Genomic DNA, 25,563 nt, shown 5'->3' on the forward strand with positions numbered 1-25,563 from the left:
TACCCAAAACTGTGCATTAAATGTTCAAAAAGTCTTTCCACTGTTCGATAAGTGCCATGAAATCCTCTATCCCACAACTTGCTGTACTTTCTGCATTGTAGAAGTCGAACTCACTTTCCATCTCGACATCATATTCATGGGCTAATGCGTTTTCTTGTACAAGAACTTCGTCGCCCTGAATCATCAAGCTAATTTCCGTGCCTGTAAGGTTATGCTCCTGAGAAGGCGCTGAAAATGACCGCTCAATTAGCTTTTCAACCTGTGCAATCTTCATCGGATCTTTACCAATTTCTTCTTGCAACCAGCGCCCTACAATCTCATGTCCCATGCTACATTTTACGTAGTACTCGCCCATCAACGTGTTACGAATGAATTCAAATTCCACCGAGATTGCCTATTTCGTATCAATTTGGTGCGAGTATAGCGAATTGCTCCCATAAAAAAAGCACCTCATGTGAGGTGCTTTTGAATTGTGCATTTCTGATTATGCCGGTTCTTGGAAGATCACTTCGTCCGCTTTCTTGGTGTATTGATCCATTTTATGGAAGTTCAAGTAGCGGTACGTATCCGTTGCCGTAGCGTCGATTTGCTTCGCGTATTCTAGGTATTCTTCTTTGGTTGGAATCTTACCTAGGATTGCACCTACTGCAGCTAGCTCAGCTGACGATAGGTAAACATTCGCACCAGTACCCAGACGGTTCGGGAAGTTACGCGTTGAAGTCGACATTACTGTTGATTTATCTGCAACACGCGCTTGGTTACCCATACAAAGTGAACACCCTGGCGTTTCAATACGAACCCCTGCACGTCCGAAGATACCGTAGTAGCCTTCTTCAATCAGTTGGTCTTTATCCATCTTTGTTGGTGGCGCTACCCAAAGGCGCGTCGCTAACTGGCCATTGAACTTATCAAGCAATTTACCTGCTGCGCGGAAGTGACCGATGTTCGTCATACAAGAACCGATGAACACTTCATCAATCGCTGTGCCTTGTACTTCAGACAACAAACGAGCGTCATCTGGGTCATTCGGTGCACATAGTACTGGCTCATTGATTTCAGCCATATCGATTTCAATCACATGTGCGTATTCAGCGTCTTTATCTGCTTGCATCAGCTCAGGGTTTGCTAGCCACTCTTGCATTGCAGTAATACGGCGCTCGATAGTACGGCGATCACCGTAGCCTTCAGAGATCATCCACTTCAGCATCACGATGTTAGAGTTTAAGTACTCTTCGATCGACTCTTGAGACAATTTCACAGTACAACCTGCCGCCGAACGCTCTGCAGATGCATCAGAAAGCTCAAATGCTTGCTCAACCGTTAGCGTTTCTAAGCCTTCAATCTCAAGGATACGGCCAGAAAATTCGTTGATCTTGCCCGCTTTTTCTACCGTTAGTAGACCTTGCTGAATCGCGTAGTAAGGGATGGCATGAACAAGATCACGCAGTGTAATACCCGGTTGCATCTCACCTTTAAAACGAACCAAGATTGACTCTGGCATGTCTAGCGGCATAACGCCTGTCGCAGCTGCAAAGGCAACCAAGCCCGAGCCGGCTGGGAATGAAATACCCAGAGGGAAACGAGTATGTGAGTCACCACCCGTACCGACAGTATCCGGTAGTAGCATACGGTTTAGCCATGAGTGGATAATACCGTCACCAGGACGAAGAGATACACCACCGCGGTTCATAATAAAGTCCGGAAGTGTATGGTGAGTGTTAACGTCTACTGGTTTTGGATAAGCCGATGTGTGACAGAAAGACTGCATGACAAGATCAGCAGAGAAGCCGAGACACGCCAAGTCTTTAAGTTCATCACGAGTCATAGGGCCAGTAGTATCTTGCGAACCTACTGTCGTCATTTTCGGCTCACAGTAGGTTCCAGGACGGATGCCTTCTACGCCACATGCTTTACCAACCATTTTCTGTGCAAGCGTGTAACCCTTGCCAGAATCTGCGATTTCACCTGGTTTGCGGAATACGTCCGAAGGCTCAAGACCTAGCGATTGACGCGCTTTGTCTGTCAAACCACGACCGATGATCAATGGGATACGACCACCAGCACGAACTTCATCAATCAGTACTTCTGTTTTTAGCGAGAACTCAGCTAGAACCTCACCAGTTTCGTGGTTGCAAACTTTACCTTCATATGGGTAAACATCGATAACATCGCCCATGTTGAGCTTAGTTACGTCAACTTCGATTGGTAGTGCGCCAGCATCTTCCATTGTGTTAAAGAAGATAGGGGCAATTTTGCCACCAAGCACATACCCACCAGCTCGTTTGTTTGGAACGTAAGGGATATCATCACCCATAAACCAAAGCACTGAGTTGGTTGCAGATTTACGTGAAGAGCCAGTACCAACAACATCACCAACGTAAACCAATTGATGGCCTTTGTCTTTTAACTCTTCAATTTGCTTGATCGGGCCAATAGTACCCGGTCGATCAGGGTTTATTCCTTCACGCTCGTTTTTAAGCATCGCCAGTGCGTGTACTGGGATATCAGGGCGAGACCAAGCGTCAGGTGCAGGTGAAAGATCATCCGTGTTCGTTTCACCTGTTACTTTAAATACGGTTAGAGTGACTTTTTCTTCAAGCTTAGGCTTAGAAAGGAACCACTCAGCATCAGCCCATGATTGAAGTACTTTCTGTGCATGCGCATTGCCTGCTTTCGCTTTCTCTTCTACGTCATAGAAAGCATCAAACATCAGCAGCGTATGAGACAGCGCTTTTACTGCGATCTCTGCCAGTGCTTCATCATCCAATAGCTCAACTAGCGGTTCGATGTTGTAACCACCTTGCATAGTGCCTAGCAGTTCAGCCGCTTTTTCACGACTCACTAATGGTGATTTAACTTCACCTTTTGCTACTGCTGTTAGGAAACCCGCTTTTACATAAGCAGCTTCATCAACACCTGGAGGGATACGGTTTTCAAGTAGGTCAAGAATGACTTTTTCTTCACCTTGCGGGGGATTTTTCAGAAGTTCTACAAGTCCAGCAACTTGTTCTGCGTCTAGCGGTTTAGGAACAACTCCTTCAGCAGCACGCTCTTCGACGTGTTTACGGTAGGCTTCAAGCACGACTTTTTCCTCTCATTGCGGTTCCTCCTCTATTATTACTATTGTTAAAGTAAAGGAGTGAACATCCTTGGAAACTTGGCTCTCCATTGCCCTTGTTTTCATTCAATTATGATTGAGAAACAGCGCCGTAGAGGCCAAACTGTGGGCAAAATAATAGCAAATTTAACCTTAAATTAAAATCTTATCATTTTGACCAACATAGCAACTTACGACTAAAGTTCTGCTAATTTTGACCAAATATGCCAAGTTTTTGCTTTCTCATACCCGATTAATTAAACGATGTTCCTACGATCAAATACACAGCATCCAAATCTTGCTCGGTACGACCGTATGCCAACATTATTGGTCCTATTGGTGAGTCAACACCAAAGAAGATGGAGCCAGCATTGTAAAGCGGCGCTTCGTTTAGTTTCAGATCATTATCAGACCAAACACCGCCATATTCGACCGATGCGCCCAGGTAGACTGGAGCTTCAAACAATCCGAAATCATTATCAAACCACTTATATCGGTACACCAAACTGCTGAAAAATAAGTTCTGTCCGATCAGGCTATTTCTTGGGATTCCCGATAGGCTTAAGAAGCCGCCCAACTCTCTGGGATCAAGCGGTAAAGATGAGTTTTTACTCTCTACAAAACTATATTCAGCATGTCCGACTAAAGTATGACGCTGATGACTCACTGCACCTTTAAATCGTGCAGAGATTTCATAAACGGTATCTTCAATAATTTTGTCAGTTTCTAAAAGGCTAACGCCTTGAGGACTTTGATCATGAGACACTAAATATTCGAGATCGACTAAAAGCCCACGAGTCGGAAATGCGAAATCATCAAGTGTATCTAGGCGATAATTGGCAAACAGGCCACGACGTTCAAAATCCAATTTACCAGCAGAAGCCAAAGTAGAAAGCTCAATATCTCCGGTTGAGTAGCGAGCGCCAAATCGAAGTTCTTGCCACAATGTGGGTTGGATACCTATCGCTAACTCTGTTGTAAAATCATCGTAAGTGACCGGAAAAAAGTCATTTACTGACTCTAAATCTGGTGCTTGAGGCTCTGTTAAAGGTAAGTTTCGGCTCTCACTACCATAGGAAATTCGCCCCGATACAAAAAGTTCTTGGCTAGATAAAACAGGGGAATACAACTCAGCTTCAATCAGCTTATCCGTGCCCATTTCTACGTTGAACGCCAACTCCGCGCCATGAGAGTTTAAATTGGTAAAGTTGGTCGATATTCCTATGCCGTACTGGCTATCTGTATCGAAGTCATCTTCAAGAAAAAATCGGAAGTTGAGATAATTAGGCCCCCACGACTTCTCGTTAACATCAAAAACCAACAATGTCTCACCATCCACCTCTTCAAAGTGATAAGTGATGAGCTCGAACCTATCTAACGCGTAGAGGTTTTCAACGGCTTTCTCAATTTCGGCCGTTGAAATACGACGTCCGGTTTCTAATTCAATACGATTCGTCAACAACACATCGCTGTAGTGCGTGTTATTAACAATCACTATGTCATCAACCACACGCTGATCACCATAAATCAAAGTTTTACGAACTTCTTGTTTGCGATCGATGTATTTTTGATAGTCCGCATTGGACAAGCGCAACCCTTTCAGCTTGTCTTTTAACTGCTTGGTAATATCGTACCCAGCTTGAAAAGCCCAAGGCATTTTGTCGAACTCGACAGTTTCCATGGTGCCCACATTGGGACGAATATAGATATCTTGAGGTTCAAGCTCGTCCACTTGCTGTTGTGTACTACGACGAACGAGATAGTTAGAGAGTTGGTCCGCGACAGTAAACAGCCCCGTAAATTCATCTTCGGTTTTGTAATCGGTGCTAATATCGACGGCAATAACGACATCAGCCCCCATGGCGCGAGCCACATCGACAGGCATGTTATTGACGACGCCGCCATCAACAAGCATATGGCCATTGAGCTTATAGGGAGGAAGCGCTCCTGGTACAGACATGCTAGCCATCATGGCGTCCACAAGGTAACCATTGCCCAATACGACTTCTTCTAAGGCAAGAATATCTGTCGCAACAGAACGATAAGGAATGGCAAGATCATCAAAAGAATCGAATCGCCCTAAGTTCCCTGTAGTCTCACGCAATACTCGCAACATGTTCTGGCCTTGCACCACACCCGTTGGTGCTCGTACCTCACCGAACCTTAAGCCGAGATCGGTATTAATTTGATAGCGGTCTTCATACTCTTTGTCACGAACTCGACGTTGGCTACGGTCAACACGATCTCGATAACCGCTGCCCCAATCGACGGTGTAGATAAAACTCTCAATTTCATCAGCACTCATCCCCGTGGCATAGAGCCCACCCACATAGGCGCCCATACTGGTACCGGTCACAATATCGACAGGGATCTGCATTTCTTCCAATGCTTTTAAAACCCCAATGTGTGCCGCCCCTTTCGCTCCGCCACCAGCGAGCACAACCGCCACCTTTGGTCGAGGTTCCAAGTCATCCGTTTTTGTTAGAGAGTTTGCGAGGGAAACAGAAGGAGTGATCATCAAAAAGGTACTAACCCAAAGCGCAAAGTTGCGAACCGATGGGCTTGATAACAGCTTTTTGAACATTCACTTCTTCCTTTATTGAATATCTGATCAAGTAGGGCGTGCTAGCAGTACTGTACTAACACGCCCTAATATGTACTAAGAATTAATCAGATAAACAAGCTAATGTTGTTGATTTGGCGATGCTACCAATCAAATATGCTATTTAACCAGTTTGATTTCTTCTCACACTGTTGCTTTATCTGACCGGTTTTATCCCAAACCGGCAGTTTGTAATCACTACGGCAGTTCATTTCTAAACCTCCATCAGATGTAGGCTTGAACCCTAATGTGGTGATTTCTCTTGGCCATGGGAGCTCTAAGCGCTCAGGAATACGCTGCTTCAAGTACTCTGCGTACACTCGTAATGCACCACTCGACCCCGTTAGATTCACGGGTTTATTATCGTCGCGGCCTAGCCAAATTGTCGTCACCTCACGACCATCAACACCGACAAACCAACTATCGCGGTTGTCATTACTGGTACCCGTTTTTCCTGCCAATGCAGCCCAACCAAACTGGCTTTGTAAGAAGCGGCCAGTGCCTTGAGCAACCCCTTGTTTCATCGCGTAGGTCGTTAGCCATGCAGCTTGTTCATCCACGGCTCTTGATGAACGAGGCAAGGATTGATACAGCACATTACCTTCCATATCCATGACTGAGCGCAGAGCGGTCAGTTTTGCACGCTTACCTGAATTCGTCAGAGTCTGATACATCTGTGCGACTTCGAATGGCGTCAAAGAAAACGAACCCAAAAACATCGAAGGCACTGGGCGAATTTCGTCTTTGTTCACGCCCAAACGCTCTAAAGTATTGGAGACTTCAGGAATGCCAAGTGCCATACCTAAGCGCACGGTTGGTACGTTAAGTGATTTCGCTAAAGCAATGTAAAGTGGCACATCACCACGATATTTTCTATCGTAGTTGCGCGGCGTCCACACGTTACCTTTACTGCTCTTCAGACTTAACGGCGTGTCGTGTAGCGTCGTGCCTAGGTTGTATTTATCCGGTTGTTCTAGAGCCGTTAAGTAAATCGCTGGTTTCACCAAAGAACCAATCGGACGACTGGCATTGAGCGCGCGGTTAAAGCCTTCATAACCGACACGTTTACCACCTACCATCGCACGGATTTCACCACTATGGCGATCAACGGCCACAGCTGCGGCTTCTAACTCTTTACCACCCCGTTTAGCTAGTTCTGGGATCTTTTTCGCGATAGCTTGTTCCATTTTGCTTTGCGATACTGGGTCCAGAGACGTAAATACGCGCAGTCCGGTCTCTGCCTTAAATCGCTCCCCAACTTTTTCTTTTAATTCAATACTCAATTGTTGGAAATAAGCTGGCTGACGGCTCGCAATACGTGGCTTGCTTTGCGTATCGAGTGGACGACTTACAGCTTGTTCATACTGCTCTGAAGTCAACATGTTTTGCTGCATTAACAGGCGCAGAACGAGATCACGACGCTCTTTCGTTCTCTCAGGGTAACGAATTGGGTTGTAGTAAGACGGTCCTTTTACCATCCCAACTAACATCGCCAGTTGATCGATTCGCAACTCCTGAATTGGCTGCCCAAAATAGTAACGCGACGCCAAGCCAAACCCGTGGATCGCTTCACCTCCACTTTGACCTAGGTACACTTCGTTTAGGTAGGCTTCTAAGATACGATCTTTGCTGTAACGGTAATCCAAAATTAGCGCGATATACGCTTCTCGAACTTTACGCCACAGTGTTTTATCACGAGTCAAAAACAGGTTTTTTGCCAATTGCTGAGTCAGCGTACTACCACCTTGAACAGTACGACCCGCCTTAATGTTCGCAACCAATGCACGTGCAATCGCGAGCGGTGACACCCCGTCATGTTGATAAAAATCCCGGTCTTCGGTCGCAAGCAGTGCATCCACCAAAATTTCAGGGAACTGATCACGACGTAAGAAAAGGCGCTGTTCATCACGGTCTTTCTCCAGCATGCCCAACATCTTCGGTTCTAGGCGCAAGTAACCAAGGTCTCCTCGAGATTCTAAAGACTGAATACGTTGCAAGCCGGAATCAGAGAAATGCAGCATAATGTGACGATCCGGCTCGGGACCATCGGCAAACTCGAATGGACGACGAATCAATTCAATCCGAGTGGAAGAAGAGGAATATTCGCCTGGGTAACGAGGTTGACTCACTTTACGGTAATTCAACACATCTAGCTCGTTGCGCAGTTCTTGGATGGTGATATTCTCACCAGGGCTTAGATTCAAGATACGGGCATAAACCACCGTTGGCAGCTCAAACAGCTGGCCTTCAAAGCGTTCTTTCACCACACTATCTAAGTAAATCCCAACAAACAGCAAAACAGCGGCAAGTGCAACGCCAGCTTTCCAGCTAAACGACCACAGAACTTTCAACCACGAACGTTTCTCGTTAGTCGGTTTTTTACTCGGCGTACGTCGAGTCTGTTTTGCGGTTCCTTTATTGGTTGTACTTTTCTTCGCTGGCGCTTTTTTCGCGCTAGGCTTCTTGCTGTCAGTCATTATTCAATTGTCTTTTTGTTTTCGTTGTTGCTACATGATTGGCAGGATCATCTGGCCAAACGTGTTTTGGGTAGCGCCCTTTCATCTCTTTTTGAACGTCTTTGTAGCTTCCGTTCCAGAAAGCCGCCAAGTCCGACGTTACTTGCAATGGACGTTGTGCCGGTGAAAGCAGTTCAAGCACCAAACGCTTGCGGCCAAGAGCCACCGTTGGGGAACCACTCTCCCCAAATACTTCTTGCATACGCACCGATAATATCGGCTCGTGGCCATATTGGTAACGGATACGCTTCTTTGAACCTGTGGGCAGTTGGTAATGCTCAGGTAACCATTCATCCAGTTGTTGATTGAGTGGCCAACCTAATCGAGCATTAAGCGCTTCGACCAAGTTTATCTTGCTCAGGTCTTTAACCGAGCTGACAGACGTCATGTATGGCTCTAACCACTCCTCTAATGAATCCAGCAAACTGGCTTCATCAAACATTGGCCATGACTGCTCAGGTAACCATTCCACCGCACAACGAATCCGAGCCAACAAGCTCTCCGCTGCCGGTGTCCAGTTTAGACTCTGTAAGCCCTGGCGGCGGACATACGTGAGTAAAGCTTGTGTCATTTTTTCTTTGCCAGGGCTTGGCAACGGCTCGCGTTCAACGACCAGCAGACCGAGTTTTGTTTGTCGCTCAGCTATTAGACGGCCTCTTTTTTCATCCCAGTCCACTACTTCTTCAGACGAAAATAGCGTATCAAAGGTCGTTCGCAATATATTGACATCCAATTCACATGCCGAATGAATTTGACTTGAGTTAGAATGAGAACGCATTAAGTCAACGGCAACCAAATACTCACAGCCACCTAGCATGTCTTCCTGACGACATTCTGCACCATGACCATTAGCCAAAGTAAATCGCCCAAATTGATTTGTGCGCTGCTGCGCAATGCGATCTGGAAATGCCAAACTTAACACCAGCGGTAATGCATCTTCATCCACGCCTTTCAGGTCAAATACCGTATCCAATTTGTACGCTAGAGATTGAGCACGCTTGAACAATATCGACTTTTTTGGATGAGTACCAACAAGCCAACGATGCAAGCTATGAGCGATATTGGTAACATTTCTCTCTGGCTCTTCAATCAGTGCGACCGCCGCCAAAGCAGCATTTAACATCTTATCACTGTAAGATTGCGCTTTAATTAGCATCGCAGCCGCACGAGGCTCAACGCCTAGTTCATGCGCCTGTTTTCCTTCGGACGTTAATTGCCCTTTTTCCGTCAGTAGTCCCAATGACACCAATAGCTGCTTCGCTTGTTCCAATGACGCATTAGCGGGAACATCAAGCCACTTTAGATCGTGGATATCACTCGCTCCCCAAAAGGCAAGCTCCATAACTAAACTAGCTAAATCGGAATGCAAAATTTCGGGTTGGGGAACCAGCGGTTGCTGCTTGAACTGGTTTTCAGAATAAAGACGAACACAAATGCCCTCTTCTATTCGTCCCGCTCGTCCTGCACGCTGAATCGCTGAAGACTGTGCAATGCGTGTTTGCTCTAAGCGTGTTAAACCGTTTTTCAAATCAAAGCGGGCAATACGCTCTAACCCAGAATCAACGACGAGGCGAATGCCTTCAATCGTTAGTGAAGTTTCTGCAATGTTGGTCGCTAGAACGACTTTACGCTTACCTTGTTCTGCTGGCGTAATCGCTTTTTGTTGATCTGCAAAGCTCAGTTGACCATAAAGTGGGCATACGTCGATATCATCCGCTAAATGAGACAACCGCTCTTCAACTTGTTTTATGGCACCAACACCCGGTAGGAAAGCTAACAAAGATCCAGACTCTTTGTTCATAAGACTTTCTATTGTTTTTGCCATACTCGTAGGTAAATGCTCGTTCACACCTAACGGCTGGTAGCGCATTGCCACATCAAAGCTGCGCCCTTCAGATTCAATGTAACTGGCTTCCGGCAACAACGATTGTAATGCTTGTTGGTCAAGCGTTGCCGACATTACCACCAGCTTGAGATCGTCTCGCAATGCCTCTTGAACTTCTAAACTGAATGCCAAAGCGATATCGGCATGAATGCTGCGTTCATGAAACTCATCAAAGATCAGTAGATCAACCCCATCCAGTTCAGGGTCAGTTTGAATCATCCGAGTCATGATCCCTTCGGTCACGATCTCCAGCTGCGTTGCAGAACTTACCTTTGCCTCGCCACGAACTCGATAACCCACGCGTTGACCAACTTGTTCTCCCAATTGCTCAGCAAGATAACGGGCAATGTTACGCGCCGCGAGTCGTCTTGGCTCAAGCATGATGATTTTTCCAGCAACCGAATGATTTAAGAGTAACTGCAAAGGGAAGTAAGTCGACTTACCGGCACCAGGCGCCGCTTTTAAGATCACTTGATGTTGATTTTTGACCGCCGTCAGCAACTCAGGCATCACGGCTTCAATCGGCAATTGTGGCAAAGGAAATACCTTATGGTGTAATGGTGGCAACATTGTACATAAAAAATTTTTTGTCTAAATAAGCAAATGCATTTCACACCCGCTTTAGAGTCCGCCACTCTACTCAAACGTTATAAACGCTTTCTTGCCGATATCGAGCTCGATACTGGTGAAATCCGTACAATCCACTGCGCAAATACAGGTGCAATGACGGGTTGTGCAACGCCCGGAAACAAGGTTTGGTTTTCTACTTCCGACAACCCGAAACGAAAATACCCCAATAGTTGGGAGTTGAGTGAGACCGAACAAGGCCACCGTATTTGTATCAACACCGCGCGTGCCAATCAATTAGCCGTAGAGGCTATTGAAAATAATGTCATTTCAGAGCTTTGTGGTTATGACACACTTCAAACTGAGGTGAAATACGGCAATGAAAATAGCCGAATTGATATCTTGCTCAGCGCAGACGACAAGCCAAAGTGCTATATAGAAGTGAAAAGCGTCACTCTTCTTGATGAGACCGACTCTACTGGACAAGGATACTTCCCAGATGCGGTCACGACTCGGGGACAAAAACACCTGAGAGAGCTCACAGAAATGGCACAAAATGGAAGTAGAGCCATACTTTTATTCACTGTTTTACATTCAGGTATTGAAAAAGTATCCGCGGCGCACCATATAGACGCGAAATATTCACTATTACTCAAACAAGCACAAGACGCTGGAGTGGAAGTTCTCTGCTACAAAGCTGAACTGAGCGATACTGGAATGAAGCTGATTTCCGCTATTGATTTTATCAATTAAGAGAAAAAATGATGTCGTCTTCACATTGACGATAACTTTGCGATTCAGTATTTGCTTGCACCGCCTCTTTTTGCTATAGATACCCGCCTTAAATTGACTGCGTAGCAGTTGACTAGGTGTAAGTAGGAGATGCTGTATGCCAGAATCAAAGAAGAAAACGATAGGCATCCTAGCCATTGCCGGCGTGGAGCCATATCAGGAAAAACCTGGTGAAGAGTACATGTCACCAGAGCAGGTTGAACACTTTACGAAAATCTTAACAGCTTGGCGCGACCAGCTAAGAGCTGAAGTGGATCGTACTGTTCACCACATGCAGGACGAAGCAGCAAACTTCCCAGATCCAGTTGACCGCGCCTCTCAAGAGGAAGAGTTCAGCCTAGAACTGCGTAACCGTGACCGCGAACGCCGTTTGATCAAGAAGATTGAAAAGACTTTGGATAAAATCAAAGAAGACGATTTTGGCTTCTGTGAGTCTTGTGGCGTAGAGATTGGCGTTCGCCGTCTTGAAGCACGTCCAACCGCTGACCTTTGTATTGACTGTAAAACACTTGCAGAAATCAAAGAGAAGCAAATGCAAGGTTAATCACCCAGCATTATGATTGTTGAAGGGAGCTCAGGCTCCCTTTTTGTTTTGGCTACCTTCGCACCCTATTTGTTTACTAAATTCGAGATACACGCATGACACGCTATGTAGGTCGATTCGCCCCATCTCCTTCTGGTCCACTGCATTTTGGTTCACTGATTGCCGCTCTTGGCAGTTATTTTCAAGCGAAAGCACAAAATGGAGCTTGGTTAGTACGTATTGAGGACTTAGACCCACCAAGAGAAATGCCAGGTGCAGCGCAACTTATCCTAGAGGCACTCAAGGCCTATCAGCTGCATTGGGATGGAGAAGTGGTATACCAGAGCGAACGTCACGACCTTTACCAAGCTCAAATAAACAAATGGCTCGAAAATGGAGAAGCCTATTATTGCCAATGTACTCGTAAGCAAATTAAAGAGCATGGCGGTTTTTATCCTGGCACTTGCCGCGATAAAAACTTGAAAGAAGGCGCGATTCGCCTAAAAATGACCAAGCCTGTCGCTCATTTCCTCGACCAAAAGCGGGGAACCATTACGATTCCAGAGCAACTCGTTAATGAAGATTTCATTATTAAACGTCGAGATGGATTATTTGCTTATAATCTTGCGGTAGTATTGGACGACATCGACCAAGGCGTCACAGAAGTCGTGCGAGGTGCAGACTTAATCGAGCCGACAGGGCGTCAAATTAGCCTGTACCAAATACTTGGTCAGCCAGAAGTTAGCTACTTGCATTTACCATTGGCGATGGACAACAACGGCAATAAATTGTCGAAACAAAATCACGCGACGGCTATTGATATAGATACACCAAAACCTACTCTATTGCGCGCCATGACATTTTTAGGTTTCGAGATACCTGAAACCGTAAGGGCGGCCAACATAGAAGATATTCTTCGTTGGGGCTGCGAAAACTGGCGCTTGGAACAGCTTCCAGCAGAGATCGAGATCACACCGTGATTCTCAAATGGCATTGTGTAGGCTATCATTAGCCGCAAATTAGGCCCTAGAGGCGTATAAAACTAACCAAAGCAAGATTGGATTAAACCCAGTTATTGCCAGATGCACATGAATACAAACGACTATACACCAAGCGAACCTGCCACAATTCCAGAGCTCGCTCTCAATGTAATAACTCGTGAAGAGCACAACATTTCGCGTAAGCAGATCAGTGATAATGCGCTGAAGGTACTGTACCGCCTAAATGGTGCTGGTTTCGATGCTTTTCTTGTGGGTGGCGGGGTTCGAGACTTACTGCTTGGACAAAAACCAAAAGATTTTGACATTGCGACCAACGCAACTCCGGAACAGATCAAACAGCTATTTCGTAACTGCCGTTTGATTGGTCGCCGCTTCCGCTTGGCTCATATTATGTTTGGCCGAGACATCATTGAGGTTGCGACATTCCGTGGTCACCACCAAGAGCAAAAGAATAAGAGCATTTCTCAGCAATCAAAAGAGGGTATGCTGCTGCGTGACAACGTCTACGGCACCATCGATGAAGATGCTGAGCGCCGTGATTTCACGATTAACTCGATGTACTACAACATCGCAGATTACTCGATTCACGACTACGCACGTGGTATTGAAGATTTAGAAGATCGCCTAATTCGACTGATTGGTGATCCAGAAACACGCTACCGTGAAGACCCTGTGCGCATGCTGCGTGCGGTTCGTTTCGCGGTAAAACTAGACTTTGATATTGAAGAAGACACCGCAGCGCCAATCGAACACATGGCACCGTTGCTCGGTGACATTCCGTCAGCGCGTCTTTTTGAAGAGTCACTCAAATTATTGCAATCCGGTCATGGCTTAGAAACCTACCACCTACTGCGTGAGTACAACCTATTCCAGCAACTATTCCCGACGATTGCAGCGCACTTTACAGAAGATTACTCCTCTCACACTGAGCAGATGTTGGATCTTGTCCTAGATTCTACCGACATGCGCATCGAAGATGGGAAACGCATCAATCCAGCATTTATGTTTGCTGCAATGCTGTGGTACCCACTGTGTGCGAAAGCCGATGAACTGATGGAAGAGCGCAACTTAGGCCATTACGACGCCATTATGGAAGCGAGCAACATCATTCTTGACGAGCAAGTTCGCACAATTGCCATTCCAAGACGCCACACCGCAACCATTCGCGAGATTTGGCAGTTACAGCTTCGTCTTCCACGACGTAACGGTAAACGTGCATTCCGTCTTATGGAGCTCAATAAATTTAGAGCTGGCTTTGATTTTCTTGAAATGCGCGGTGAAATTGAAGGTGGTGACACTCAGAAGCTTGCCAAGTGGTGGGAAACTTTTCAAAATGCAGGCCGAGAAATGCGTCAAGCAATGGCTGCCGACTTAGACGGTCAATCACCGAAAACAGGCCAGCGCCGCCGTAAAACTTATCGCAAGAAAAAGAGTAAGCCCAAATCATGATTACAGCGTACATTGCGGTAGGCAGTAACTTGGCTGATCCTGTCAGCCAAGCGAAGCAAGCGATTGAAGCATTAAAAACGCTGCCTAAATCAGAGTTTGTTCAAGCTTCTTCGCTATACAGCAGCACGCCAATGGGGCCACAACACCAACCGGATTACATCAATGCGGTTGTGTCTATTAACACCAGTTTGACGCCTATTGAATTGCTCAATTGCACACAAGCTATAGAGCAAGAACAAGGGCGTGTCCGTAAAGACGAACGCTGGGGACCAAGAACCTTGGACCTCGACATTGTGCTTTATGGCAATGAGGTGATTAATTCCGAGAGGCTGATCGTTCCTCATTATGGAATGAAAGAGCGTGAATTCGTACTCTACCCTCTTGCGGAAATTGCACCAAGTTTACAACTCCCTGATGGGACCGAGGTCTCTAAACTACTGGAACAAGTAGATAGAAACGGCCTCAGTATCTGGCAGTCATAGCCAACTCCTAGTAAGGATAAAACCATGAAAAAAATGACCATCAACGACCTAATCAAGTGGAAGCAAGAAGGTCGTAAATTTGCTACTTCAACCGCTTATGATGCGAGCTTTGCCCAACTGTTTGAAAGCCAAGAAATGCCAGTACTTCTTGTTGGTGATTCTCTAGGTATGGTTTTGCAAGGTCACAACGATACTCTGCCAGTAACGGTCGATGATATCGCTTACCATACTCGTTGCGTACGCGCTGGTAGCCCAAATTGTTTGTTGATGGCAGACATGCCATTCATGAGCTACACCACGCCAGAGCAAGCTTGCGAAAATGCGGCTAAACTGATGCGTGCTGGTGCCAATATGGTAAAAATTGAAGGTGGTGACTGGCTTGTCGACACGGTGAAAATGCTCACTGAACGATCAGTTCCAGTTTGTGCTCATCTTGGTTTAACTCCTCAAGCTGTTAATATTTTTGGTGGTTACAAAATCCAAGGTCGCGATCAAGAAAAAGCAGACCGCATGGTAAAAGACGCATTAGCGCTGCAAGAAGCAGGCGCTCAAATCGTCTTACTAGAATGCGTACCAGCTGAGCTTGCTGAACGTATTACGCAAGTGCTTGACGTTCCTGTTATCGGTATTGGTGCAGGTAACGTAACAGATGGTCAAATTCTCGTAATGCATGATATGTTTGGTATTTCTGCCAACTACATGCCGAAATTCTCCAAAAACTTTCTTGCTGAAACAGGTGATATGCGCAAAGCCGTTACTAAATACATTGAAGATGTAGCCAACGGTGTATTCCCAGACGACGCTCATACCATTGCCTAGAGGATAAATGCATGCAAACTTTTGCGGAAATCTCAGCAGTTCGTGAACACCTTAAAACCTTTAAACGTGAAGGTCGTAAAGTGGCGTTTGTCCCTACCATGGGCAACCTTCACGAAGGCCACTTAACTTTAGTGCGTAAAGCACGCGAATACGCTGATATCGTTGTCGTAAGCATCTTTGTTAATCCGATGCAGTTTGATCGTGCAGACGATTTAAATAATTACCCACGCACGCTAGAGGAAGACTTAAGCAAGTTAACCTCTGAAGGGGTCGATGTGGTATTTACGCCAACACCAGAAGTTATCTACCCAGAAGGTCTGGATAAGCAAACCTTCGTCGATGTCCCTGGCCTATCAACAATTCTCGAAGGCGCGTCTCGACCAGGTCATTTCCGTGGCGTGACGACGATTGTGAATAAGCTGTTTAACATCGTACAACCGGATGTCGCGTGCTTCGGCGAGAAGGACTTCCAACAACTTGCGGTTATCCGCAAGATGGTTGATGACCTAGCAATGGACATTGAAATCATCGGTGTACCAACCGTACGTGAAATGGACGGTTTAGCAATGAGTTCACGCAATGGCTTGCTTACGCTGGACGAGCGTCAACGTGCTCCTGTACTTGCTCGTACAATGCGTTGGATCAGTAGTGCCATTCGCGGTGGCCGCGATGACTACGCATCGATCATCGAAGATGCAAGCGACCAACTTCGAGCTGCAGGTCTGCACCCTGATGAGATCTTCATTCGTGATGCTCGTACATTACAAGTGATCACACCAGAAACGACACAAGCTGTCATTCTGATGTCTGCGTTCCTAGGCAAAGCTCGTCTTATCGATAACCAAACGGTAGATATGGTTGTCGAAGCGAAGGAAGAAGCTGAATCTAACAATACAAACTCAGAGAGCGCAGAGTAAGCTCTGAGTCATAAAAGTAAAAAGGTCGACTCTTAGTCGACCTTTTTTATACTCTACGTATAGACGCAATCTAACCCTTCAGGGCGAGTTTTAAACCGCTTGTGCAGCCACATCCACGCTGGAATATCACGTTTTATCATTTTCTCAAGCTCTTGGTTCAAGATGCTTGCCGCTTTAACCGCATTACGTCTCTCGAAACGCTCGCTAATGTCTTTTCCAATGTACAGCGTGTAATGGTGATTTTTACTCACTGTAACGCCAGATATAACCGCGCACTTTGTTGCATCAATGAGAACACTAGACCCGACGGTACTCGCCGCTTGTTCAACAGCAAAAAACGGCGCAAAAACAGAATGGCTAACGCCATAATCATGGTCGGGCAAATACCAAAGTCGATGACCATTCTTCAGAACTTTGAGCATTGATTTCACGTCTTTTCGATCTATCATTTGATGTCCAAAACGAGTTCGACCTCGATGTTGAATAAACTCATAAGCAGGATTCGAATTTGGGCGATAAACGCCATAACCTTGGGCAAACTGGCTAAAAATACGAGCGGTTATCTCCAAGTTTAAATGGTGACTGCACACCACCAACACACCACGTCCATTATTTTCCTCAGCGAGTAAACGATCTTTTCCAACAATAGAGGTTATCCGACGTATCCGCCAATCTGGCCAAAACCAAGCGATACCGGTTTCGATGATAGCCATTCCAGTATATTGAAAGTTTTTTCGTACTACGTCCTTACATTGCCAATCCGTAAAATCAGGGAAACACAGCTGGAGATTACGCAGAGCGATCTTGTGTCGGCGCTTCATTACATGCATCGCAATACAGCCGATGCTTCTACCTAAGATTCGCAATACTACGTATGGCAGTACATTAACAAGAATCGCTAAAGATCCAAATGCCAGCCATACAGACCAATATTTGGGCTTAAGTAACTGATAGGAGAAAGGCGGCGGCGGGACAATATTCATAGGATCACTCATTTATTACAAATGATTGAAACCTACCATGATAAAAACCGAAAAATTGTATGGGTATGTATTGTTATGCACGCGAAAGAGCAGCGTGAATCGCCGCTCTTTGCTTTATGAGAATGGCTTAGCTTCTTAGCCCAATCCCTTTGGTTACTAGATAATGCGCAATGGCATACAGTGCAACAACAAACACTGCAAGTACACTAAATGAAGTGACAATGCCCACATCCGAGACACCTAAAAAGCCGTAGCGGAACGCATTCACCATGTAGACGATTGGGTTGATCTTAGAAACGCCTTGCCAAAATTCAGGCAGCAGACTGATCGAATAAAAGACTCCTCCCAAGTAAGTTAAAGGAGTCAATACAAACGTAGGGATGATCGAAATATCATCAAACGTTTTTGCGTAAACCGCATTGATCAAGCCACCGAGAGCAAATACAACCGACGTCATGAAGACAGTCGCGACAATAATGCCCCAGTGCTCCACTTGCAAATCAACGAACAAAAGTGACACACAAGTAACAATTGCACCGACCAACAAACCTCGAGTCACGCCGCCCATCACATAGCCAGCAATAATCACATAGTTTGGTACCGGTGCCACCAGCAGTTCTTCAATATTCTTCTGTAGCTTTGCACTAAAGAATGACGACGCCACGTTCGAGTATGAGTTAGTGATCACCGACATCATGATCAAACCTGGAACAATGTACTCCATGTAACTAAAGCCGCTCATCTCACCAATTCGAGAGCCAATAAGATTGCCGAAAATGATGAAGTACAACGTCATCGTAATGGCTGGCGGCACTAAGGTTTGCACCCAAATACGTGTAAAACGAGTAACTTCTTTGCTCAGCAAGCTGCGAAATGCCGTCCAATATAAACCGTACATTTAATTACTCCCCTCTCTTACAATGCTGACAAACAACTCTTCAAGTCGGTTGGCTTTGTTACGCATTGAGAGAACTTTAATGCCATGCTCTGTTAACTGACTGAATACCGAATTCAATCCTTGGCTCTTATCTAGTTCTATCTCTAAAGAGCCATCAACAATACTTTGTCGATTAACACCTTCAAGCTCAGGCACCTCGACTTCTGACTCAATATCCAAGATAAATGTCTCGACGCTTAGCTTACCTAGTAACGCCTTCATGGTGGTATTTTCAATCAGCTCACCACGATTAATAATGCCGATATTTCGACACAGCATCTCCGCTTCTTCTAGGTAGTGTGTCGTTAAAATAATCGTAATTCCTTGCTCTTGGTTGATCTCTTTCAGAAACCCCCACATTGAGCGGCGTAGTTCAATATCCACTCCAGCCGTTGGTTCATCTAAAATGAGTAATTGCGGCTCGTGCATCAAAGCTCTTGCGATCATTAAACGACGCTTCATCCCACCGGATAGGTTACGAGCACGCTCTTGGCGTTTTTCCCATAAATCCAATTTTTTCAGGTATTTTTCTGCTCTTTCTTTGGCTAATACTTTAGACACACCGTAATAGCCAGCTTGCTGCATCACAATTTGCTCAACGGTTTCAAACTGGTTGAAGTTGAACTCCTGTGGCACCAAGCCTAAATTCTGCTTGGCCAATTCGAGGTCGGTATCAATGTCATAACCGAAAACTTTCGTCGTTCCGGAGGTTTTATTCACTAAGGAGGAAATGATGCCAATCGTGGTCGATTTTCCTGCACCATTGGGACCCAGAAGCGCGTAGAAGTCACCCTTTTTCACTTGGAGACTTATACCTTTTAACGCCTCAAAGCCACCTGCATACGTCTTGCGCAGTTGTTCAATTTCTAATGCGTACATAAGGTCTTGATTGCCGTTTGTTTGTGATTACTAATACCGACTCATATTTAGCAGCGGTTTACTACAAAATCGCCTTGGGTATCGTATTGGAGGTCCATCAGTTTATCGTTGAATAACGATGATTACAAATAAACCTTTCGATAATATTGGAAATATAACCCTTACCTCGTAAAGGTTATCTCTAAGTAAGACAAAATAGAGCATAAAAAAACGCAACAGGACACTGTTGCGTTTTTAACTGTCAGAATGATTACGCCGTTATGCGCTGATACTGATCTGCCTCAACATGTGCCACCGCCGCATTCAATGCTTCGTAACGGAATTGGTACATATTTTCATCCGGGACAAGGTCAATCACATGGAATTTCTCTAGCTGTTCTCGTGTTCGCTCATTCGGGCATAATAAATACACGGCACAATTGGCATCGAGAGCATCCTTAATCGCATTCTCTAACGCCAAACCGACGGTCACATCAATCATTGGTACATCCGTAAGATCGAGAATCATCACGTCATAGTCCGAAATACTAGAGTGCTGACGTGAAATGGCTTTAGAAACACTAAAGATCATCGGACCGGAAAGATAAAAGAACAGCACTTTACCATTAGCACGATCCAACAAACCACGCTCGCTGTCAGTCAGCGGCACATCATCTTCATCCGCGTCACTGATCGCTTTTACTTGTCGCGCCTGCTCTCGGCTCAAACGCTCGATGATGATAATGTTCGAGATAAAGACGCCTAAACCCACCGCAACGATAAGATCAACGAATACTGTAAGCAACATAACGCCATACATCACCGCCATTCCGGAAAAGCTTACCTTATGTGCCCTCTGAATAAAGCTCCAGTCTAGGATGTTAAAGCCAACATACACCGCAATGCCTGCTAACACAGCCATCGGGATTGGCTCTGTTAACCCGCCAGCAACCAGTACAACCAACGCCAACATTAGTGCACGAATCACACCAGATAATGGCGAACGAGCCCCAACTTGGATATTCGTTACCGTCCCCATGGTAGCCCCCGCCCCTGGCAGCGCACCAAACAAGCCTGAGATCATGTTAGCTAACCCTTGACCTCGCAGCTCTTTATCTGAGTCGTGTTCTTTACGAGTTAATGAGTCACCGATAACCGCCGTTAACAAAGTATCAATACAACCTAATGTGCCGAGCACTAATGCATCAATGACCATCTCGACAAACATATCTGTGTCAATATAAGGGGCGACGAGAGAAGGTAACCCAGCAGGAATTTCACCGATACGACGAATATCTTCTGTATCAAAGAGAATCACAGACAATAAAGTCACCGCGACCAATGCCACGAGCTGTGCAGGAACGTATTTACGATATTGCTTAGGGAAGAAAAAAAGAATCCCCAAAGTCAGTAGTCCCAAAAACAACTCACTGAACTTAAGGTTAGAAATGGTCTCCGGCAAAGCAGATAACGTTCCGAGTACTCCCCCTGAAGGCGCGGCATGCCCCATCAAAGGCGATAACTGCAGAATGATAAGAATCACACCAATGCCAGACATAAACCCGGAAATAACGCTGTAAGGCATCAAGGTAACGTATTTACCCAGTTTTAACGTCCCCAATAGGATTTGGAACGCGCCAGCCATCATGACAACCGTGAAAGTCATAGCCATGCCCGTTTCTGGGTATTTCGCCATCATACTGGTTAATACTGCGGTCATGATTACCGTCATTGGCCCTGTCGGTTCTGATATTAACGTATTAGAACCTCCAAATAACGAGGCAAACAAACCGACCATTATTGCCCCCCAAAGGCCGGCCTCAGCACCGGCTCCGGATGCAACACCAAACGCTAACGCCAGAGGGAGAGAGATAATCGCTGTGGTTACCCCGCCAAATACATCCCCTTTGAAATTGATATCTTCAAAACGACTACCGAACACTGCTGATTTTCCCTGCATTCAATTTTAAAAAGTAAAATATCACTACTTTAACGAGCTAGGCGAAAATTTAAACCATAAATAGATTAAGGCTAAATTCACACCACAAATAGTTTCACCAGATTTTACTTTTTTCTTAATGAAAACTAGTCAGATGAGTCCTATCTGACGAATATTTAACGAGATCGAAATTGTAACATTGTGTATAGTTACAACACTGATCGCTTGCATGTGCACACAAACAGCGGCAGCGATTTTGTCTTTTAAGGGAAGTAGTTTGCAAAATGCCGGAAATAAAACAGTTATTTGAAAACAATTCGAAATGGTCTCAAGAGATCAAATCTGATCGACCTGAATACTTCGCAAAACTCGCTGAGGGGCAAAAGCCTGATTTTCTTTGGATTGGCTGCTCTGATAGCCGCGTTCCTGCCGAGCGACTAACCGGGCTATACTCAGGTGAACTCTTTGTTCATCGGAATGTTGCAAACCAAGTTATCCATACTGATCTCAACTGTCTATCTGTCGTCCAGTACGCCGTAGATGTGCTTAAGGTTAAACACATCATTGTCTGTGGACACTATGGATGTGGTGGCGTAAACGCAGCCATTGATAACCCTAAGCTAGGTCTTATTAATAATTGGCTGTTACATATCAGAGATATCTATTTCAAACACCGCACTTACCTAGATCAAATGCCGCAACAAGATCGAGCGGATAAACTAGGCGAGCTTAATGTTGCAGAGCAAGTGTACAACTTGGGTAACTCAACCATCCTGCAAAACGCTTGGGAGCGTGGGCAAGATGTTGAAATTCATGGTGTGGTATACGGAATTGAAGATGGTCGCTTAGAGTACTTAGGCATTCGTTCTAACTCTAAGGAAACCGTAGAAGCGTCTTACCAGAAAGCTCTTTCGACGATTCTAAATACAGACAACAAGCTCCTTTGTCGCTAAGTCATATCTAAAAGTTGAACGAAAAACGCCCATCTTAGATGGGCGTTTTTTTATATTTTTAATGCTGAACTCAATAATTATTCTTGAGGTACAACTTTACCGATGTATGGTAAGTGGCGGTATTTCTGCGCGTAATCAATACCCACCCCAACGACAAACTCATCTGGAATTTCGAAACCAATCCAATCCACAGGAACATTCACTTCACGACGAGATGGCTTATCTAGGAGCGTACAAATAGCGATAGACTTCGGCTCACGTAGCGAAAGAATCTCACGGATTTTATTTAGTGTGTTACCAGTGTCAATGATGTCTTCAACAAGCAGAATGTCTTTACCTTTGATGTCATCATCCAAATCTTTCAAGATACGAACGTCACGTGAGCTTTCCATCGTATTGCCGTAGCTTGACGCAGTCATAAAATCAACTTGGTGAGTCAGTTCGATAGCACGTGCCAAGTCTGCCATAAATACAAATGAGCCACGCAATAAGCCTACCAACACAAGATCTTCACTACCTTGATAACGCTCTGTAATTTGTTTGCCTAATTCACGAACTCGCTCCTGAACTTCTTGCTCAGAAATCATGACTTCTATTGTATGTTTCATACTGTGCTCAATCTAAATTTGTGGGTTGAGGTAAGTCGCACGCAAACGATCACCTAATCTTACGGCGTGTAGTGTATCACCACGTTCATTGGGTTGAAAGTCGCATCCTGTTGCCAAAAAATCTTGGAAGAAGGTCTTAGTTTTATAAAGTTCATAGCTAAATTTATCAATAATAATGACATTACTGTATATAAATTGTTCTACAGATGTTGACCTTGTGCATATGCACCATTACACTCATCACTGCTTTAAGCAACTATTAAAATAATCAATTAGGGGGTTACCCCCAATATCAACTCAAATGGCAAGGAAAATGGATATGGACTCAATTGCAAAGAGACCTAGAACTAGGCTTTCTCCAATTAAGCGTAAGCAACAGTTAATGGAAATCGCATTGGAAGTATTTGCGCGCCGCGGCATCGGTCGTGGTGGTCACGCAGATATCGCAGAAATTGCTCAAGTTTCTGTGGCGACTGTTTTTAACTACTTCCCTACACGCGAAGACTTGGTGGATGAAGTTCTCAATCACGTCGTACGTCAGTTCTCAAACTTCCTATCGGATAACATAGACCTAGACTTACATGCACGTGAAAACATCGCCAATATTACTAATGCGATGATCGAGCTTGTCAGCCAAGACTGTCACTGGCTAAAAGTATGGTTCGAGTGGAGTGCTTCAACACGTGATGAAGTATGGCCATTGTTTGTTTCAACTAACCGTACTAACCAGTTGCTGGTACAAAACATGTTCATTAAAGCAATTGAACGCGGTGAGGTGTGTGACCAGCACGATTCAGAACACTTGGCAAACCTTTTCCACGGTATTTGTTACTCACTGTTTGTCCAAGCGAACCGCGCTAAAGGTGAAGCGGAACTGAAACATCTAGTGAATTCATACTTAGATATGCTTTGCATTTACAACCGTGAACACTAAAGCTTAACTAGTAATATATGTCAGCCCACCGTTTGGTGGGCTTTTTATTGTCTGCTGTCAGCTAAGCACACATTTATATTCCTATGTAACAAGCATAAAAAAACCGCTGCAATGCAGCGGCTTCTATCATTCAGTCAGAAAAAGCTTACTTCTTCTTAACTGCTTTTTTGTTTGGAAGGTCAGTGATTGAACCTTCAAATACTTCAGCAGCTAGACCTACAGACTCGTGTAGAGTTGGGTGAGCGTGGATAGTCAGAGCGATATCTTCTGCATCACAGCCCATCTCAATTGCAAGGCCGATTTCACCAAGTAGTTCACCACCGTTAGTACCAACAATAGCACCACCGATTACGCGGTGAGTTTCTTTGTCGAAGATTAGCTTAGTCATACCGTCTGCACAGTCAGATGCGATTGCACGACCTGATGCTGCCCATGGGAATGTTGCTACTTCGTACTTGATGCCTTCTTCTTTCGCTTCTTTTTCAGTCTTACCAACCCAAGCCACTTCTGGCTCAGTGTACGCAATTGAAGGGATAACTTTAGGGTCGAAGTAGTGCTTCTTACCAGAGATAACTTCAGCAGCTACGTGACCTTCATGCACACCTTTGTGAGCAAGCATTGGTTGACCAACGATATCACCGATCGCGAAGATGTGAGGAACGTTAGTACGCATTTGCTTATCAACGTTGATGAAGCCGCGCTCGTCAATTTCTAGACCCGCTTTTTCACCGTCGATTAGCTTACCATTTGGTACACGACCGATAGCAACTAGAACCGCATCGTAACGCTCAGCTTCAGCTGGCGCTTTCTTGCCTTCCATTGAAACGTAGATACCGTCTTCTTTTGCTTCAACTGCTGTTACTTTCGTTTCTAGCATTAGCTTGAACTTGTCTTTGATACGCTTAGTAAATACTTTCACGATATCTTTGTCTGCTGCAGGAATTACCTGGTCAAACATTTCAACAACTTCAACTTTAGAACCTAGAGAGTGGTAAACCGTACCCATTTCTAGACCGATGATACCACCGCCCATGATAAGCAGTTTTTCTGGCACTTCTTTTAGTTCAAGAGCGTCAGTAGAGTCCCAAATACGTGGGTCTTCATGCGGGATAAATGGCAGTTTGATTGGACGAGAACCAGCCGCAACGATTGCGTTGTCAAAGTTAACAACTGTTGGCTCACCTTCGCCTTCTACAAGGATAGAGTTAGGGCCAGTGAACTTACCGTAACCGTTAACTACTGTTACGTTACGCATCTTAGCCATACCGCTTAGGCCGCCAGTTAGTTGGTTAACAACTTTTTCTTTCCAGATGCGGATTTTGCTGATGTCTGTTTGAGGCTCACCGAACACAACGCCGTGGTCAGCCATCGCTTTCGCTTCTTCAATTACTTTAGAAACGTGAAGCAGTGCTTTAGATGGGATACAACCCACGTTCAGACATACACCGCCAAGCGTGCTGTAACGTTCAACTAGTACAGTTTCAAGACCTAAGTCCGCACAACGGAATGCAGCGGAGTAACCAGCAGGACCAGAACCAAGTACAACAACTTGGGCTTTAATTTCTTTGCTCATTTTGACCTCTTGTAGTCATTATCCCTAACAGGCTGAGTGGGTATCGATTTTTTATGTTTAAGAGAGATTTGTTTTAAACAGTTATTTTCAGACCGCTAACAGTTTACAGAGATGTTAATGGTGTGAAA

20 protein-coding genes are annotated in these 25,563 nt (G+C 45.1%); 9 read left to right on the plus strand and 11 right to left on the minus strand.

Annotated elements, in window-relative coordinates; genetic code table 11:
• Window positions 1-16 precede the first annotated feature (16 nt).
• The 5 genes from R7Z78_RS11245 to hrpB all read right to left on the minus strand — a co-directional run bounded on the left by R7Z78_RS11245 (window position 17) and on the right by hrpB (window position 10,637).
• On the minus strand, window positions 17-385 hold the full coding sequence (locus tag R7Z78_RS11245) for a YacL family protein (RefSeq protein ID WP_017635908.1): 369 nt from the start codon (window positions 383-385) through the stop codon (window positions 17-19).
• A 99-nt stretch (window positions 386-484) separates the two neighbouring features.
• A complete protein-coding gene (gene acnB / locus R7Z78_RS11250; protein WP_086047030.1) occupies window positions 485-3,082 on the minus strand; it encodes a bifunctional aconitate hydratase 2/2-methylisocitrate dehydratase in 2,598 nt (865 codons plus the stop codon).
• A gap of 268 nt (window positions 3,083-3,350) precedes the next feature.
• The gene (locus tag R7Z78_RS11255; protein ID WP_005380018.1) at window positions 3,351-5,681 is read right to left on the minus strand and encodes a patatin-like phospholipase family protein; all 2,331 of its coding nucleotides are present in this window, start codon (window positions 5,679-5,681) and stop codon (window positions 3,351-3,353) included.
• A gap of 122 nt (window positions 5,682-5,803) precedes the next feature.
• The gene (gene mrcB / locus R7Z78_RS11260; protein WP_005380020.1) at window positions 5,804-8,176 is read right to left on the minus strand and encodes a penicillin-binding protein 1B; all 2,373 of its coding nucleotides are present in this window, start codon (window positions 8,174-8,176) and stop codon (window positions 5,804-5,806) included.
• Window positions 8,169-10,637: an ATP-dependent helicase HrpB gene (hrpB, locus tag R7Z78_RS11265; protein ID WP_104975575.1), complete on the minus strand. Its 2,469-nt coding sequence runs from the start codon at window positions 10,635-10,637 to the stop codon at window positions 8,169-8,171. The genes mrcB and hrpB overlap by 8 nt, the downstream gene beginning before the upstream one ends.
• 66 nt (window positions 10,638-10,703) lie before the next feature.
• On the opposite strand from hrpB, the gene sfsA reads away from it, so the two are divergent.
• The 7 genes from sfsA to panC all read left to right on the plus strand — a co-directional run bounded on the left by sfsA (window position 10,704) and on the right by panC (window position 16,650).
• Complete coding sequence (sfsA, locus tag R7Z78_RS11270; RefSeq protein WP_017635909.1) at window positions 10,704-11,420, plus strand: DNA/RNA nuclease SfsA; 717 nt, start codon at window positions 10,704-10,706, stop codon at window positions 11,418-11,420.
• Between the two features lie 136 nt (window positions 11,421-11,556).
• Window positions 11,557-12,003 (plus strand): RNA polymerase-binding protein DksA, encoded by a 447-nt coding sequence (gene dksA / locus R7Z78_RS11275; protein WP_005386584.1) that lies wholly within the window; start codon window positions 11,557-11,559, stop codon window positions 12,001-12,003.
• 95 nt (window positions 12,004-12,098) lie between these two features.
• Complete coding sequence (gene gluQRS, locus R7Z78_RS11280; RefSeq protein ID WP_104975576.1) at window positions 12,099-12,962, plus strand: tRNA glutamyl-Q(34) synthetase GluQRS; 864 nt, start codon at window positions 12,099-12,101, stop codon at window positions 12,960-12,962.
• Window positions 12,963-13,064: 102 nt separating this feature from the next.
• A complete protein-coding gene (pcnB, locus tag R7Z78_RS11285; RefSeq protein ID WP_005386589.1) occupies window positions 13,065-14,432 on the plus strand; it encodes a polynucleotide adenylyltransferase PcnB in 1,368 nt (455 codons plus the stop codon).
• Entirely contained in the window at window positions 14,429-14,914 is a 486-nt protein-coding gene (folK, locus tag R7Z78_RS11290) for a 2-amino-4-hydroxy-6-hydroxymethyldihydropteridine diphosphokinase (RefSeq protein ID WP_104975577.1), read from the plus strand. Before pcnB ends, folK begins: the two co-directional genes overlap by 4 nt.
• 24 nt (window positions 14,915-14,938) lie before the next feature.
• Window positions 14,939-15,733 carry a 3-methyl-2-oxobutanoate hydroxymethyltransferase gene (gene panB, locus R7Z78_RS11295; protein ID WP_005386592.1) on the plus strand — a complete coding sequence of 265 codons (795 nt, stop codon included), beginning with the start codon at window positions 14,939-14,941 and terminating at the stop codon, window positions 15,731-15,733.
• Between the two features lie 11 nt (window positions 15,734-15,744).
• Window positions 15,745-16,650, plus strand: coding sequence for a pantoate--beta-alanine ligase (panC, locus tag R7Z78_RS11300; protein ID WP_005380005.1), 906 nt, complete (start codon window positions 15,745-15,747; stop codon window positions 16,648-16,650).
• A gap of 53 nt (window positions 16,651-16,703) precedes the next feature.
• Here the strand turns inward: panC and R7Z78_RS11305 are convergent, their stop codons facing one another.
• The 4 genes from R7Z78_RS11305 to R7Z78_RS11320 all read right to left on the minus strand — a co-directional run bounded on the left by R7Z78_RS11305 (window position 16,704) and on the right by R7Z78_RS11320 (window position 21,370).
• On the minus strand, window positions 16,704-17,633 hold the full coding sequence (locus R7Z78_RS11305) for a Kdo(2)-lipid IV(A) acyltransferase (RefSeq protein ID WP_104975578.1): 930 nt from the start codon (window positions 17,631-17,633) through the stop codon (window positions 16,704-16,706).
• A 127-nt stretch (window positions 17,634-17,760) separates the two neighbouring features.
• Window positions 17,761-18,531 carry an ABC transporter permease gene (locus R7Z78_RS11310; protein ID WP_005386598.1) on the minus strand — a complete coding sequence of 257 codons (771 nt, stop codon included), beginning with the start codon at window positions 18,529-18,531 and terminating at the stop codon, window positions 17,761-17,763.
• Complete coding sequence (locus R7Z78_RS11315) at window positions 18,532-19,449, minus strand: ABC transporter ATP-binding protein (protein WP_005380000.1); 918 nt, start codon at window positions 19,447-19,449, stop codon at window positions 18,532-18,534.
• Between the two features lie 250 nt (window positions 19,450-19,699).
• The gene (locus R7Z78_RS11320) at window positions 19,700-21,370 is read right to left on the minus strand and encodes a SulP family inorganic anion transporter (RefSeq protein ID WP_005379997.1); all 1,671 of its coding nucleotides are present in this window, start codon (window positions 21,368-21,370) and stop codon (window positions 19,700-19,702) included.
• Between the two features lie 281 nt (window positions 21,371-21,651).
• Here R7Z78_RS11320 and can point away from each other — a divergent pair, with 281 nt between their 5' ends.
• Window positions 21,652-22,320, plus strand: a complete 669-nt coding sequence (gene can, locus R7Z78_RS11325) for a carbonate dehydratase (protein ID WP_005379996.1) — start codon at window positions 21,652-21,654, stop codon at window positions 22,318-22,320.
• A gap of 77 nt (window positions 22,321-22,397) precedes the next feature.
• Here the strand turns inward: can and hpt are convergent, their stop codons facing one another.
• Window positions 22,398-22,928, minus strand: coding sequence for a hypoxanthine phosphoribosyltransferase (gene hpt, locus R7Z78_RS11330; RefSeq protein WP_005379995.1), 531 nt, complete (start codon window positions 22,926-22,928; stop codon window positions 22,398-22,400).
• Between the two features lie 319 nt (window positions 22,929-23,247).
• Here hpt and opaR point away from each other — a divergent pair, with 319 nt between their 5' ends.
• The gene (opaR, locus tag R7Z78_RS11335) at window positions 23,248-23,862 is read left to right on the plus strand and encodes a transcriptional regulator OpaR (RefSeq protein WP_005379994.1); all 615 of its coding nucleotides are present in this window, start codon (window positions 23,248-23,250) and stop codon (window positions 23,860-23,862) included.
• A gap of 145 nt (window positions 23,863-24,007) precedes the next feature.
• Here the strand turns inward: opaR and lpdA are convergent, their stop codons facing one another.
• The gene (lpdA, locus tag R7Z78_RS11340) at window positions 24,008-25,435 is read right to left on the minus strand and encodes a dihydrolipoyl dehydrogenase (protein ID WP_005379993.1); all 1,428 of its coding nucleotides are present in this window, start codon (window positions 25,433-25,435) and stop codon (window positions 24,008-24,010) included.
• Window positions 25,436-25,563: the final 128 nt, after the last annotated feature.

Source organism: Vibrio sp. 1167 (genome assembly GCF_033340375.1).
GTDB lineage: Bacteria > Pseudomonadota > Gammaproteobacteria > Enterobacterales > Vibrionaceae > Vibrio > Vibrio alginolyticus.